We start from the raw sequence: 12,880 nt of genomic DNA, 5'->3' as shown, positions 1-12,880 counted from the left end.
TAGGGTGCGGCCATGGACGACGCTGACGTCACGATCGGACCGGTCAACCTCGCCGCGCGGGTGGACGAAGCCCTCGCCGTGCAGGCGCTCGCCTTCGGACTGAGCGAGGACGAGATCGTCGTACGACGGCACATCGTGCTCCGCCATCTGCTGAACCCCGGCGCCTGCGCGTACGGCGCGACCACCGCCGGCGGACGCCTCGTCGGCTTCGTGTACGGCATGCCCAACGACCGCTCCCACTGGTGGTCCGGCATCGTCGAGCCGTACCTCCGCGCCGCGCACACCGTGGAGTGGCTCGACGACTCCTTCGTGATCACCGAACTCCACGTCCACCCCGCGTACCAGGGCCGGGGCGTCGGCCGGGGACTGATCACCACCATCACCGACCGGGCCGAACAGCCCCGCTCCATCCTCTCCGCCATCGACACCGAGAGCCCGGCCCGCACCCTCTACCGCGCCCTCGGCTACCAGGACCTCGCGCGCCAGGTCCACTTCCCCAGCGCGCCGCGGCCGTACGCCGTGATGGGCGCCCCGCTGCCGCTGCGCAGGAAGCCCGCCACGCGGCCCTCGACGGGACCCTCGGCGGGGAACTGATTTCCGCCCGCGCGGGCCCCCCGGCTAACCTCGGGAGCCTCACACTTTTCACCGCAGGAGAGTTCCCCATGGCCCAGGTCCAGCGCATGTCCCGGTTGATGGTCAAGACACTGCGCGACGACCCGGCGGACGCCGAGACGCTCAGCCACAAACTGCTCGTCCGCGCCGGATACGTGCGCCGCAACGCCGCGGGGATCTGGTCCTGGCTGCCGCTCGGCATGAAGGTCCTGGAGAACGTCGCCCGCGTGGTGCGCGAGGAGATGGACGAGATGGGCGGGCAGGAGGTGCTGCTTCCCGCGCTGCTGCCCAAGGAGCCCTACGAGGCCTCCGGCCGCTGGGAGGAGTACGGCCCCGAGCTGTTCCGCCTCCAGGACCGCAAGGGCGGCGACTACCTCCTCGGTCCCACCCACGAGGAGATCTTCACCCAGCTGGTCAAGGACCAGTGCACGTCCTACAAGGACCTGCCGGTGATCCTCTACCAGATCCAGACGAAGTACCGCGACGAGGCGCGTCCGCGCTCGGGCATCCTGCGCGGCCGCGAGTTCCAGATGAAGGACTCGTACTCCTTCGACACCACGGACGAGGGCCTGGCCGAGTCGTACGCGCTGCACCGCGAGGCGTACATCAAGATCTTCAACCGGCTCGGCCTCGAGCACAAGATCGTCTCGGCGATCTCCGGCGCCATGGGCGGCTCGGCGTCCGAGGAGTTCCTCGCCCCGGCCGCGGCCGGCGAGGACACCTTCGTGTACTGCCCGAACTGCGAGTACGCCGCGAACACCGAGGCCGTCACCTTCAAGGCCGAGGCCGTCGACGCGTCCGCGGTCGGCCCGGTCGAGGAGCTGGACACCCCCGATACCCCGACCATCGAGACCCTCGCCCGGCACCTCGGCGTCCCGGCCTCCGCCACCCTGAAGAACCTGCTGGTCAAGGTCGACGGCGAGATCGTCGCCGTCGGTGTGCCCGGCGACCGCGAGGTGGACCTCGGCAAGCTGGAGGACCACCTGGCCCCGGCCGTCGTCGAGATGGTCACCGCCGAGGACTTCGAGGGCCGCTCCGACCTGGTACGCGGCTACGTCGGCCCGCAGGGCCTCGACAAGGTCCGCTACATCGCCGACCCGCGCGTCGCCGCCGGCACCTCCTGGATCACCGGCGCCAACAAGGACGGCAAGCACGCGAAGAACGTCGTCGCGGGCCGTGACTTCGAGGTCGACGACTACCTCGACGTCGTCGTCGTCGAGGAGGGCGACCCCTGCCCGAAGTGCGGCACCGGCCTGAAGATGGACCGCGCGATCGAGATCGGCCACATCTTCCAGCTCGGCCGCAAGTACGCCGACGCCTTCCAGCTCGACGTCCTCGGCCAGAACGGCAAGCCCGTCCGGGTCACCATGGGCTCGTACGGCATCGGTGTCTCGCGCGCGGTCGCGGCCCTGGCCGAGCAGCACGCCGACGACAAGGGCCTGTGCTGGCCCGCCGAGGTCGCCCCGGCCGACGTCCATGTCGTCGCCGCCGGCAAGGCCCTCCAGACCGAGCTGGCGCTCGACGTCTCCGAGCAGCTCAAGGACGCCGGCCTGCGGGTCCTGGTCGACGACCGCGCGGGCGTCTCCCCGGGCGTGAAGTTCACCGACGCCGAGCTCATCGGCGTCCCGAAGATCCTGGTCGCCGGCCGCCGCTCGGCCGAGGGCGTCCTGGAGCTGAAGGACCGCCGCACGGGCGAGCGCGAGGAGCTGACGGTGGCCGAGGCGATCGCCCGCCTCAGCGCGTAACACACGTGGAGGAGCGGGTGGCGGGTCCCACGAAGGGACCGCCACCCGCTCCTTTCGCCTTTCGGGTCAGGGCTCGTCCAGAGCGGACCGGGACGACCGGGACGAGGGCCCGGGGGACGGGTCGACCGGGGGGCCGACGACGGTGTCGTCGGTCTCCTCCTCCTCCGGCTCCTCGTAGTCCCCCAGGTCGGGCAGCGGCGGCTCGTAGCCGTCCCGCGCGCCCGGCTCGCCGGGGAGGGTGGGGGAGAGGTCCGTGAAGGTCTCGGGCAGGGCGACCGGCGGCGCCGCGGCAGCCGGGGGAGTCACGGGCGCCCGCGCCCCGGTCTCGTGACCCGCCTCCCCGCCGCCCTGGGCCTGCGCCGCGCGCTCCAGGAACCGCAGCAGCTCCACCGGGAACGGCAGCACCAGCGTCGAATTCTTCTCCGCCGCCACCGCCACCACCGTCTGCAACAGCCGCAGCTGCAGCGCGGCCGGCTGGTCCGACATCACCGCCGCCGCCTCGGCGAGCTTCTTGGACGCCTGCAGCTCCGCGTCCGCGTTGATCACCCGCGCCCGCCGCTCACGGTCCGCCTCGGCCTGCCGCGCCATCGAGCGCTTCATCGTCTCCGGCAGCGAGACGTCCTTGATCTCGACCCGGTCGATGGCGACCCCCCACCCCATCGCCGGGCTGTCGAGCATCAGCTCAAGACCCTGGTTGAGCTTCTCCCGGTTGGAGAGCAGGTCGTCCAGGTCGCTCTTGCCGATGATCGACCGGAGCGACGTCTGCGCCATCTGCGAGACCGCGAACCGGTAGTCCTCCACCCGCACCAGCGCGTCCGCCGCGTCGACCACCTTGAAGTACACGACGGCGTCCACCCGCACCGTCACGTTGTCCCGCGTGATGCCCTCCTGCGCGGGCACGGGCAACGTCACGATCTGCAGGTTCACCTTGTGCAACCGGTCGATGACGGGAACGATCATCGTGAAGCCGGGCCTGCGCACCTCGGGCAGCAGCCGGCCGAAGCGGAAGACCACGCCCCGCTCGTACTGCTTCACCACGCGCGCGGCCGCCGCCACGTACACCACCGCGGCCGTTCCCACGCCCGCCGCCGCCGTCAACAGCTCCTCGAGCATCACGGCCCCCAGAGGTCCGAGCCGAGTATTACAGCAAGGGTATGCCTCTCGGGGCTGGCCGGCGGATCAAGGCCGGGGCCGCGACGCCTGGCACGGCACCTCGCGGCGTTGCCGAAACGCCCGAATAGCTCCGCTATTAAGGCGCTCCGGCGCCTTGCGATGCACCGCACCAGACGCCGCGTCCTGTCCGACCCTGATCCGCCGGCCAGCCCCCGGAGCCCTCTTGCCCCTACAGCCAGCCGGCGAACTCCAGCAACAGCTCCGCGTCCTGGCGACGCCCCGCCGCCAGGGCGCGGGTGGCCGACTCGACCGCACGGAACAGCGTCCAGGCGCGCAACCGCTCCCGGTCCACTTCCAGGGAGTCCGCCAGCTTGTTGATCCGCCTGCGGGCCACCGACGCCCCCGCCGAGGCGGCCACCAGGTCCTCGACACGGTCCCGCACCAGGCGGGCCAGGTCGTAGGCCCGCTCGCCGACCAGCGGCTCCGGCCCCACGGCGAGCCACGGGCCACGCTCGCCGGACAGGACCTTGCCCTGCCGGAAGCAGCCGTGCAGCAGTAGCGTCTCGGGGGAGTGGGCCACCAGCTCCTCGCGCGCCGCGAGGGCGGCGGCGGTCAGCGCACCGGCCTCGGCGTCGGCGCCGTACTCCGCCATCGCGCCCGCCTGGCGGGCCGTGCGCGCGGCGACCGACTCGAAGCCGTGCTCCGCCGGCGGCTCGACCCACAGCTTCCGCACCGTCCCGGCCGCCTCCAGCAGGGCCTTCGCCTCCGGGAGGGACCGCAGCGACACCTCCGGCTGCAGCCGTTCGAGCACCAGCGGACCGTCCTCGCCCCCCTCGAGCAGCCGCACCGCCCCCCAGCCGTTCCAGTGCGCCAGCGCGTCCCGTTCCAGATCGGGCCGGGTGAACGCGGGGGCGATCTTCAGTGCGGCCGGGGAGCCGTCCGAGCGCCGCACGAGCAGCACCAGGCTGCTCCGGCCGCCGGGGGCCACCACCCGTTCGGTCGTCAGGGCGGCGTGGTCCAGCGCGTCCTGGGTCAGCTCGGGGAGCTTCCCCAGCCACTCGGCCGCGATCGCGTCCCCGTACGTCTCGCCGAGCGCCCGCACCAGTCGCTGCGGCGGTTCGAAACCCATGCGTGCGTTGTTCCTTCCGCGGTACCGGTGCCTGGTCAGGGCCGGACTGGGACCCGCTCGGCGAGCCCAGGAAAGGTTACGCCGGTGCCACGCCAGCGGACGGCCCGTACCGCCGCCTCGCGCAACGCGGCGGCCGCCTCCCGCCGCAGCGGCCCCTCCGAAGCCCGTACGAGATCGGAGTAGACCCCGGCGAGCCGGTCCTCCAGGACCGCCGCCAGGCGGACGGCCGCGGCCGTGTCCGGCACCGCGAACGGCAGCTCGTAGCCGGCCGCCGACGCCGCCGGTTCGCCGCCCAGGTCCCGCACGGTCCTGCGCAGCGCGTCCCGCCGGGCCCGGTGCCCCTCGTACGCCGCCGTGGCCTCCGGGCGCCGCTCCGGGCCGATCCGGCCGCCGACGACCCCGTACCCGTACACCGCCGCGTGTTCGGCGGCGAGGGCCGCCTGGGCCGCTTCGAGGGCGCTCATCCCCGGCCTCCTTCGGTCAGCAGATAGGCGTGGACCGCCGCCGCGGCAGCCACCGAGGCGAGCAGCCGCGCGTACTCGGGCGAGGCTTCCAGGAGCGCGGCCGTGTGCGCGTCGGCGGTCTTCCTGGCCGCCGCGGCCAGCTCCTTCAGGGCGACCGCCGGATCGGCGGACACCGAGGCCGCGGGCGGCGTGGGGGCGGCGGAGACCGCGGCCGTCGGCGGGGCGCTCTTCGCGCCCACGGGGGTCACGGGCGCCGCCGTACCCCCTTCGCCCAGGGCCGTCGCGTGCGCCGCCGCGGCGGCCCGCAGGGGGCTCAGCCGGGCGGAGAGCGAAGGGTGCGCGGCGAGCACCGCGTCGTAACGTTCCCGCAGGGCCTCGGCCGTCGACACCGACCGCCGGCGCCGCAGCGCCTCGGCGCGGGCCGCCCGTTCGGCGGCGCTCGGCCCCTTCGGCCGCTCACCGTCGGCCTCGGAGGTGCAGCCGGCCAGCGCCACCGCGCCGGCCGTCAGGAGCGCGCGTCTGCCTACGGTCCCCGTGCGCCCCACGTCCACTCCCTCGGCCTCCGTCGAAGATCACCGCAGGCGAGCGTACCCGCGCCCCTCGGGCCGGTGGACGGCAACACCCCCCGGGACCGGATACCCTTTGGTCTGACACGCGACGAACCCACAACAGCACACGCGGCCGAGGAGTCACCCGGATGAGCACGACCCAGAGCGACAGGCTGCGCGGACTCCTGGAGCCGCTCGTCCACGCGAAGGACCTCGATCTCGAGGAGATCGAAGTGTCCCGGGCCGGCCGCCGCGGACTGCTGAGGGTCATCGTCGACTCGGACGAGGGCGTCGAACTCGACGCCTGCGCCGAGCTGAGCCGCGCCATCTCCGAGAAGCTCGACGAGACGGACGCGATGGGCGAGGGCGAGTACGTCCTCGAAGTCAGCTCCCCCGGCGCCGACCGTCCGCTCTCCCAGCACCGCCACTACGTGCGGGCCACCGGCCGACTGGTCAAGCTCCAGCTGACCGAGGCCGCGGGCGGCGACGAGGTGATCGCCCGGATCCTGACCGTGGACGACGACGGCCTCGACCTCGAAGTGCCGGGCGTGAAGGGGCGCAAGCCCACCGCCCGCCGGGTCGCGTTCGCCGACATCGCCAAGGCGCGTGTCGAGATCGAGTTCAACCGCAAGGACAAGAAGGAAGAGGAGGCGTAGCCGTGGACATCGACGTGAAGCTCCTGAAGGGCTTGGCACAAGAGAAGGAGATCTCCTTCGACCTGTTGGTCGAGGCGATCGAGTCGGCCCTCCTCATCGCCTACCACCGCACGCCCGACGCCCGCCGCCACGCGCGCGCGCAGCTGGACAAGAACACCGGTCATGTGACGGTGTGGGCGAAGGAAGACCCCTCCGAGCTGGAGGAGGGCCAGGAGCCCAAGGAGTTCGACGACACCCCGTCGGACTTCGGCCGGATCGCGGCGAGCACCGCCCGCCAGGTCATCCAGCAGCGACTGCGGGACGCCGAGAACGACGTCACCTTCGGCGAGTACGCCCGCCGCGAGGGCGACATCGTCGCCGGTCAGGTGCAGCAGGGCAAGGACCCGAAGAACGTCCTGGTCAGGCTGGACGACAAGCTGGAAGCCATCCTTCCGGTCCAGGAGCAGGTGCCGGGCGAGGAGTACACGCACGGTCTTCGGCTGCGTACGTACGTCGTCCGGGTGGCCAAGGGTGTCCGCGGTCCGTCCGTCACCCTGTCGCGCACCCACCCCAATCTGGTGAAGAAGCTCTTCGCGCTGGAGGTCCCCGAGATCGCGGACGGTTCCGTGGAGATCGCGGCGATCGCCCGTGAGGCCGGTCACCGCACCAAGATCGCCGTCCGGTCCACCCGTTCGGGCCTGAACGCCAAGGGCGCCTGCATCGGCCCGATGGGCAGCCGCGTGCGCAATGTCATGGCCGAGCTGCTCGGCGAGAAGATCGACATCGTCGACTGGTCCGACGACCCGGCCGAGATGGTGGCCAACGCGCTGTCCCCGGCGCGGGTCTCCAGGGTCGAGATCGTCGACCTGGCCGCCCGCTCCGCCCGGGTGACCGTGCCGGACTACCAGCTCTCGCTGGCGATCGGCAAGGAGGGGCAGAACGCCCGCCTGGCCGCCCGTCTCACCGGCTGGCGCATCGACATCCGCCCGGACACCGAGCAGTCGTCCGACGGCGAGCGCGACGAGCGTGACGAGCGCGACCACCGCTGAGCAGCTGAGCGGCTGAGCCGCCCAGGGAATGGATCGCGCCGTGGTGACGTTGTGCTACGGCGAGATCACGACAAACGACCGTTCGATTCTTGCCCCGCACGGGTGAGGTCGTTACGGGGAGGTAGACTTAAGCGTGTCTGGCCGGACGCAAGCCCGAGCGTGCCCTGAGCGAACCTGTGTGGGATGCCGGGAGCGAGCGGCCAAGAGCGATCTGCTGCGCATCGTGGCGGTCGAGGGTGCATGTGTCCCCGATCATCGCGGTACGCTGCCCGGCCGGGGTGCGTATCTGCACCCCGCCTCGGTCTGTCTCGACCTGGCGGTCCGCCGCCGGGCGTTCCCCCGGGCCTTCAAGGCCCAGGGACCGCTCGAAACGGCGTCGGTACGACAGTTCGTCGAGCAGGCGGCACCGTAAGAAGAAGTACGGCACGGATTACCAGACCGTGCGGTCAGGTACCTCGCGAGTTGGAAGTAGGTCGAGATTGCGATGAGCACTCGATGAGTACGCGATGAGTACGCCCATGAAGTAGCGACGGTCCGGCGGTAACCGGACCTAAAAGGAGCGAAGTGGCTAAGGTCCGGGTATACGAACTCGCCAAGGAGTTCGGTGTGGAGAGCAAGGTCGTCATGGCCAAGCTCCAAGAACTCGGTGAATTCGTCCGTTCGGCGTCCTCGACGATCGAGGCGCCGGTCGTGCGCAAGTTGACTGATGCACTGCAGGGGCCCGGCGGCAACGCCGGCAAGTCCGCTGCCAAGCCGGGCGCGCCTCGCAAGGCCGCCCCCTCGAAGCCCTCGGCGCCGTCTCCGGCCGCCGCGGCACGTCCCGCTGCCCCCAAGCCCGGCGCACCGGCCCCCAAGCCGGCCCCCGCCGCGCCCGCGGCGCCGGCCCCGGTCACTCCGGCCGCGCCCACGAGCAGCACCCCCTCTCCGGCTCCGGCCGCCTCGGGCCCCCGCCCGGGCCCGAAGCCCGCGCCCAAGCCGGTCACGCCGGCCCCGGCCGCCCCCGAGTTCACCGCGCCCCCGTCGGCCCCGGCCGCCGGCCCGCGTGCCGGTGGCGGCACCCCGGGACCGCGCCCCGCCGGCGAGCGTCCCGCCCGTCCGGGTCAGGGCGCGCCGCGTCCGCAGGGCCAGGGTGCCCCGCGCCCCCAGGGCCAGGGCGCCCCGCGTCCCGGTGGCGCACGTCCGGCCGGTCCCCGTCCGGGCAACAACCCCTTCACCTCGGGTGGCTCCACCGGAATGGCGCGCCCCCAGGCGCCCCGTCCCGGCGGCGGCGCTCCCCGTCCCGGCGGCGGCCCCGGTGCCGTTCCGGGCGCCCCGCGTCCGCAGGGCGGCCCCGGCGGCGCCCCGCGTCCGCAGGGTCAGGGCGGTGCCCGTCCCACCCCCGGTGGCATGCCTCGTCCGCAGGCTCCCCGTCCGGGCGGCGCGCCCGGCGGTAACCGTCCCAACCCGGGCATGATGCCGCAGCGTCCCGCTGCCGGCCCGCGTCCCGGTGGTGGCCCCGGCGGCCGTGGCCCCGGCGGCCCCGGTGGTCGTCCGGCAGGCGGCGGCGGTCGTCCCGGTGGCGGCGGCGGCTTCGCCGGCCGTCCGGCCGGTCCCGGCGGTGGCGGCGGCGGCTTCGCCGGTCGTCCCGGTGGTCCCGGTGGTGGCGGCGGCGGTCGTCCGGGTGGTCCCGGCGGCGGTGGCGGCGGCTTCGGCGGTCGTCCCGGCGGCTTCGGTGGCCGTCCCGGCGGTCCGGGTGGCCGTGGTGGCACGCAGGGCGCCTTCGGTCGCCCCGGCGGTCCCGCGCGTCGCGGTCGCAAGTCGAAGCGTCAGAGGCGCCAGGAGTACGAGGCCATGCAGGCCCCGTCGGTCGGCGGCGTGATGCTGCCTCGCGGCAACGGCGAGACCATTCGCCTGTCGCGCGGTGCGTCCCTCACCGACTTCGCCGAGAAGATCAACGCCAACCCGGCGTCGCTCGTCGCGGTGATGATGAACCTCGGCGAGATGGTGACGGCCACGCAGTCCGTCTCCGACGAGACGCTGCAGCTGCTCGGCGACGAGATGAACTACACCGTCCAGATCGTCAGCCCGGAGGAGGAGGACCGCGAGCTGCTCGAGTCCTTCGACATCGAGTTCGGCGAGGACGAGGGCGGCGAAGAGGCCCTGGTCTCCCGTCCGCCGGTCGTGACCGTCATGGGTCACGTCGACCACGGTAAGACCCGACTGCTCGACGCCATCCGCAAGACGAACGTCGTCGCGGGCGAGGCCGGCGGCATCACCCAGCACATCGGTGCCTACCAGGTGGGCACCGAGGTCAACGGTGAAGAGCGCCGGATCACCTTCATCGACACCCCGGGTCACGAGGCGTTCACCGCCATGCGTGCCCGTGGTGCGAAGTCGACCGACATCGCGATCCTCGTGGTCGCGGCCAACGACGGCGTGATGCCGCAGACGATCGAGGCGCTCAACCACGCCAAGGCCGCCGGTGTCCCGATCGTCGTCGCGGTCAACAAGATCGACGTCGAGGGTGCGGACCCGACCAAGGTCCGCGGTCAGCTGACCGAGTTCGGTCTGGTGGCCGAGGAGTACGGCGGCGACACCATGTTCGTCGACATCTCCGCCAAGCAGGGTCTGCACATCGACTCCCTGCTGGAGGCCGTGGTCCTCACCGCGGACGCCTCGCTCGACCTGCGGGCCAACCCGAACCAGGACGCGCAGGGTATTGCGATCGAGTCCCACCTGGACAAGGGCCGCGGTGCCGTCTCGACCGTCCTGGTCCAGCGCGGAACGCTGCGCATCGGCGACACGATGGTCGTCGGCGACGCGTACGGCCGTGTCCGGGCGATGCTCGACGACAAGGGCAACAACGTCGAGGAGGCGACCCCGTCGACTCCCGTCCTGGTGCTCGGTCTCACCAACGTCCCGGGCGCCGGCGACAACTTCTTGGTCGTCGACGAGGACCGTACGGCCCGTCAGATCGCCGAGAAGCGCGCCGCGCGTGAGCGCAACGCCGCCTTCGCCAAGCGCGTCCGCCGGGTGTCCCTCGAGGACCTCGACAAGGTGCTCAAGGCCGGTCTGGTCCAGGAACTCAACCTCATCATCAAGGGCGACGCGTCCGGTGCGGTCGAGGCTCTCGAGTCCTCGCTGCTCCAGCTCGACGTCGGTGAAGAGGTCGACATCCGGGTCCTGCACCGCGGTGTGGGTGCGGTCACCGAGTCCGACATCGACCTGGCGATGGGCTCCGACGCCATCGTCATCGGCTACAACGTCCGTGCGGCCGGCCGTGCCGCGCAGATGGCGGAGCGCGAGGGCGTCGACGTCCGGTACTACTCGGTGATCTACCAGGCCATCGAGGAGATCGAGGCGGCGCTCAAGGGCCTCCTCAAGCCGGAGTACGAAGAGGTCGAGCTCGGTACGGCGGAGATCCGCGAGGTCTTCCGCTCGTCCAAGCTGGGCAACATCGCCGGTGTCCTCATCCGCTCCGGCGAGGTCAAGCGCAACACCAAGGCGCGCCTCATCCGCGACGGCAAGGTCATCGCGGAGAACCTCAACATCGAGGGTCTGCGCCGCTTCAAGGACGACGTCACCGAGATCCGCGAAGGCTTCGAGGGTGGTATCAACCTCGGAAACTTCAACGACATCAAGGTCGACGACGTCATCGCGACGTACGAGATGCGCGAGAAGCCGCGCGCCTGATCGCGTCCGATCACCGCAGTGAGTCGGGGCCGGTCGGCGGAACTTATTCCGTCGATCGGCCCCGGCCGTTGCGTGTACGGTTCTGGTGTCCCTGCCAAGCCCTTGGCGGGGCCACTGACCCCGAACCGGCGGGACATCCGGACATACATGTATGTGGGGACTCTGTCCTTCGATCTGCTCCTCGGCGACGTCCATTCGCTGAAGGAGAAACGCTCCGTCGTCCGGCCCATCGTCGCCGAGCTCCAGCGCAAGTTCTACGTGAGCGCGGCCGAGGTGGGCGACCAGGACCTCCACCGCAGGGCCCGGCTGGGCGTCGCGCTGGTGGCCGGGGACCAACGGTTCGTATCGGACGTGCTCGACCGCTGTGAGCGGCTGGTCGCGGCCCGGCCCGAGGTGGAGCTGCTGTCGGTGCGACGCAGGCTCCACACTGATGAAGACTGATTGAGCAAGGCAAAGAAGGAGAAGGACCAGTGGCCGACAACGCGCGGGCGAAGAAGCTGGCGGACCTCATCCGGGAGGTGGTCGCCGAGAAGCTGCAGCGCGGCATCAAGGACCCGCGCCTGGGTACGCACGTGACCATCACGGACACCCGCGTCACCGGCGACCTGCGGGAGGCCACGGTCTTCTACACGGTCTACGGCGACGACGAGGACCGGGCCAGCGCCGCGGCGGGCCTGGAGAGCGCCAAGGGCGTGCTGCGTTCCGCGGTGGGCCGGGCGGCGGGCACCAAGTTCACGCCCACCCTGACCTTCGTCGCGGACGCCCTCCCGGAGACCGCCAAGACCATCGAGGACCTCCTCGACAAGGCGCGCGCCTCCGACGCCCAGGTGCGCGAGGTGTCCTCGGGCGCGAAGTACGCCGGCGAGGCCGACCCGTACCGCAAGCCCGGTGACGAGGACGAAGAGGGCACCACCGCCGAATGAGCAACGCAGGAAAGAAGACGCCCGACGGGCTTGTCGTCGTCGACAAGCCGTCGGGCTTCACTTCGCACGACGTCGTGGCCAAGATGCGCGGGATCGCCAGAACCCGGCGCGTCGGCCACGCCGGCACGCTCGACCCCATGGCCACCGGCGTCCTCGTCCTCGGCGTGGAGCGGGCGACCAAGCTGCTCGGCCACCTCGCGCTGACCGAGAAGGAGTACCTCGGCACGATCCGGCTCGGGCAGACGACGATCACCGACGACGCCGAGGGCGAGATCACGGCCTCCGTGGACGCCTCCAAGGTGACCCGCGAGGGCATCGACGCGGGCGTGGCGGAGCTGACCGGCGCCATCATGCAGGTGCCGTCGAAGGTCTCCGCCATCAAGATCGACGGCAAGCGCTCGTACGCCCGGGTGCGCGGCGGCGAGGAGTTCGAGATCCCGGCCCGTCCGGTGACGGTCTCGTCCTTCCAGGTCTACGACGTGCGGGAAGCGGTCGCCGAGGACGGTACGGCCGTCGTCGACCTCGTCGTCTCGGTCGTCTGCTCCTCCGGTACGTACATCAGGGCGCTCGCCCGGGACCTCGGCGCCGGACTCGGCGTGGGCGGTCACCTGACCGCGCTGCGCCGCACCCGGGTCGGCCCCTACAAGCTGGACTCCGCCCGGACCCTCGACCAGCTCCAGGAGGAGCTCACGGTCATGCCGGTCGCCGAGGCGGCCGCGGCGGCGTTCCCCCGGTGGGACGTCGACGAGAGGCGGGCCAAGCTGCTGCTCAACGGCGTCCGCCTGGAGATGCCGTCGTACCCGGCGGGGCCGGTGGCCGTCTTCGGGCCGGAGGGCCGCCTTCTCGCGCTCGTGGAGGACCAGAGGGGCAAGGCCAAGAGCCTGGCCGTCTTCGGCTGAGGCGCGGCCTCGGCGGTCCTATCGTGGGGCGGGCACGCGCGCGTGCCCGGCCCACGATCCCCCCTCGGGACTGTCTCCCCACCCAGGTGCG

At 72.0% G+C, this 12,880-nt stretch carries 13 protein-coding genes; 9 read left to right on the top strand and 4 right to left on the bottom strand.

The window, feature by feature from the left end; translation table 11 throughout:
* Positions 1-12: 12 nt before the first annotated feature.
* Both ACF06X_RS19280 and ACF06X_RS19275 read left to right on the top strand, forming a co-directional pair.
* Positions 13-594, top strand: a complete 582-nt coding sequence (locus ACF06X_RS19280) for a GNAT family N-acetyltransferase (protein ID WP_392288485.1) — start codon at positions 13-15, stop codon at positions 592-594.
* 68 nt (positions 595-662) lie between these two features.
* Positions 663-2,357 (top strand): proline--tRNA ligase, encoded by a 1,695-nt coding sequence (locus ACF06X_RS19275; RefSeq protein ID WP_392288484.1) that lies wholly within the window; start codon positions 663-665, stop codon positions 2,355-2,357.
* Between the two features lie 66 nt (positions 2,358-2,423).
* Here the strand turns inward: ACF06X_RS19275 and ACF06X_RS19270 are convergent, their stop codons facing one another.
* From ACF06X_RS19270 to ACF06X_RS19255, 4 genes are all read right to left on the bottom strand, one after another.
* On the bottom strand, positions 2,424-3,470 hold the full coding sequence (locus tag ACF06X_RS19270; protein WP_392288483.1) for a slipin family protein: 1,047 nt from the start codon (positions 3,468-3,470) through the stop codon (positions 2,424-2,426).
* Between the two features lie 229 nt (positions 3,471-3,699).
* Entirely contained in the window at positions 3,700-4,599 is a 900-nt protein-coding gene (locus ACF06X_RS19265; RefSeq protein WP_392288482.1) for an aminoglycoside phosphotransferase family protein, read from the bottom strand.
* A 35-nt stretch (positions 4,600-4,634) separates the two neighbouring features.
* A complete protein-coding gene (locus ACF06X_RS19260; RefSeq protein WP_392288481.1) occupies positions 4,635-5,063 on the bottom strand; it encodes a ferritin-like domain-containing protein in 429 nt (142 codons plus the stop codon).
* The gene (locus tag ACF06X_RS19255; protein WP_392288480.1) at positions 5,060-5,608 is read right to left on the bottom strand and encodes a hypothetical protein; all 549 of its coding nucleotides are present in this window, start codon (positions 5,606-5,608) and stop codon (positions 5,060-5,062) included. The genes ACF06X_RS19260 and ACF06X_RS19255 overlap by 4 nt, the downstream gene beginning before the upstream one ends.
* Positions 5,609-5,760: 152 nt before the next feature.
* Between ACF06X_RS19255 and rimP the strand changes: the two genes are divergently transcribed.
* The 7 genes from rimP to truB all read left to right on the top strand — a co-directional run bounded on the left by rimP (position 5,761) and on the right by truB (position 12,789).
* Positions 5,761-6,267 carry a ribosome maturation factor RimP gene (gene rimP / locus ACF06X_RS19250; protein WP_392288479.1) on the top strand — a complete coding sequence of 169 codons (507 nt, stop codon included), beginning with the start codon at positions 5,761-5,763 and terminating at the stop codon, positions 6,265-6,267.
* Between the two features lie 2 nt (positions 6,268-6,269).
* On the top strand, positions 6,270-7,295 hold the full coding sequence (nusA, locus tag ACF06X_RS19245; RefSeq protein WP_392288478.1) for a transcription termination factor NusA: 1,026 nt from the start codon (positions 6,270-6,272) through the stop codon (positions 7,293-7,295).
* A gap of 133 nt (positions 7,296-7,428) precedes the next feature.
* Positions 7,429-7,707 carry a YlxR family protein gene (locus ACF06X_RS19240; RefSeq protein ID WP_392288477.1) on the top strand — a complete coding sequence of 93 codons (279 nt, stop codon included), beginning with the start codon at positions 7,429-7,431 and terminating at the stop codon, positions 7,705-7,707.
* Between the two features lie 152 nt (positions 7,708-7,859).
* A complete protein-coding gene (infB, locus tag ACF06X_RS19235; RefSeq protein ID WP_392288476.1) occupies positions 7,860-10,967 on the top strand; it encodes a translation initiation factor IF-2 in 3,108 nt (1,035 codons plus the stop codon).
* 147 nt (positions 10,968-11,114) lie between these two features.
* Complete coding sequence (locus ACF06X_RS19230; RefSeq protein ID WP_392288475.1) at positions 11,115-11,408, top strand: DUF503 domain-containing protein; 294 nt, start codon at positions 11,115-11,117, stop codon at positions 11,406-11,408.
* A 29-nt stretch (positions 11,409-11,437) separates the two neighbouring features.
* Positions 11,438-11,890, top strand: a complete 453-nt coding sequence (gene rbfA, locus ACF06X_RS19225; RefSeq protein WP_392288474.1) for a 30S ribosome-binding factor RbfA — start codon at positions 11,438-11,440, stop codon at positions 11,888-11,890.
* Positions 11,887-12,789 carry a tRNA pseudouridine(55) synthase TruB gene (truB, locus tag ACF06X_RS19220; RefSeq protein ID WP_392288473.1) on the top strand — a complete coding sequence of 301 codons (903 nt, stop codon included), beginning with the start codon at positions 11,887-11,889 and terminating at the stop codon, positions 12,787-12,789. Before rbfA ends, truB begins: the two co-directional genes overlap by 4 nt.
* The last annotated feature ends 91 nt before the right edge of the window (positions 12,790-12,880 follow it).

It is taken from the genome of Streptomyces sp. NPDC015346, from assembly GCF_043078785.1.
Taxonomy (GTDB): domain Bacteria; phylum Actinomycetota; class Actinomycetes; order Streptomycetales; family Streptomycetaceae; genus Streptomyces.
The sequence above is the reverse complement of the archived record's forward strand: the minus strand, read 5'-3'. Positions and strand labels throughout refer to the sequence as shown.

What these genes read in the sequence shown, in the direction of transcription:
- truB (WP_392288473.1), top strand. Translation starts at nt 11,887, where the DNA reads ATGAGCAACGCAGGAAAGAAGACGCCCGACGGGCTTGTCGTCGTCGAC.
- ACF06X_RS19280 (WP_392288485.1), top strand. Translation starts at nt 13, where the DNA reads ATGGACGACGCTGACGTCACGATCGGACCGGTCAACCTCGCCGCGCGG.
- rimP (WP_392288479.1), top strand. Translation starts at nt 5,761, where the DNA reads ATGAGCACGACCCAGAGCGACAGGCTGCGCGGACTCCTGGAGCCGCTC.
- ACF06X_RS19260 (WP_392288481.1), bottom strand. Translation starts at nt 5,063, where the DNA reads ATGAGCGCCCTCGAAGCGGCCCAGGCGGCCCTCGCCGCCGAACACGCG.
- ACF06X_RS19230 (WP_392288475.1), top strand. Translation starts at nt 11,115, where the DNA reads ATGTATGTGGGGACTCTGTCCTTCGATCTGCTCCTCGGCGACGTCCAT.
- ACF06X_RS19270 (WP_392288483.1), bottom strand. Translation starts at nt 3,470, where the DNA reads ATGCTCGAGGAGCTGTTGACGGCGGCGGCGGGCGTGGGAACGGCCGCG.
- ACF06X_RS19275 (WP_392288484.1), top strand. Translation starts at nt 663, where the DNA reads ATGGCCCAGGTCCAGCGCATGTCCCGGTTGATGGTCAAGACACTGCGC.
- ACF06X_RS19265 (WP_392288482.1), bottom strand. Translation starts at nt 4,599, where the DNA reads ATGGGTTTCGAACCGCCGCAGCGACTGGTGCGGGCGCTCGGCGAGACG.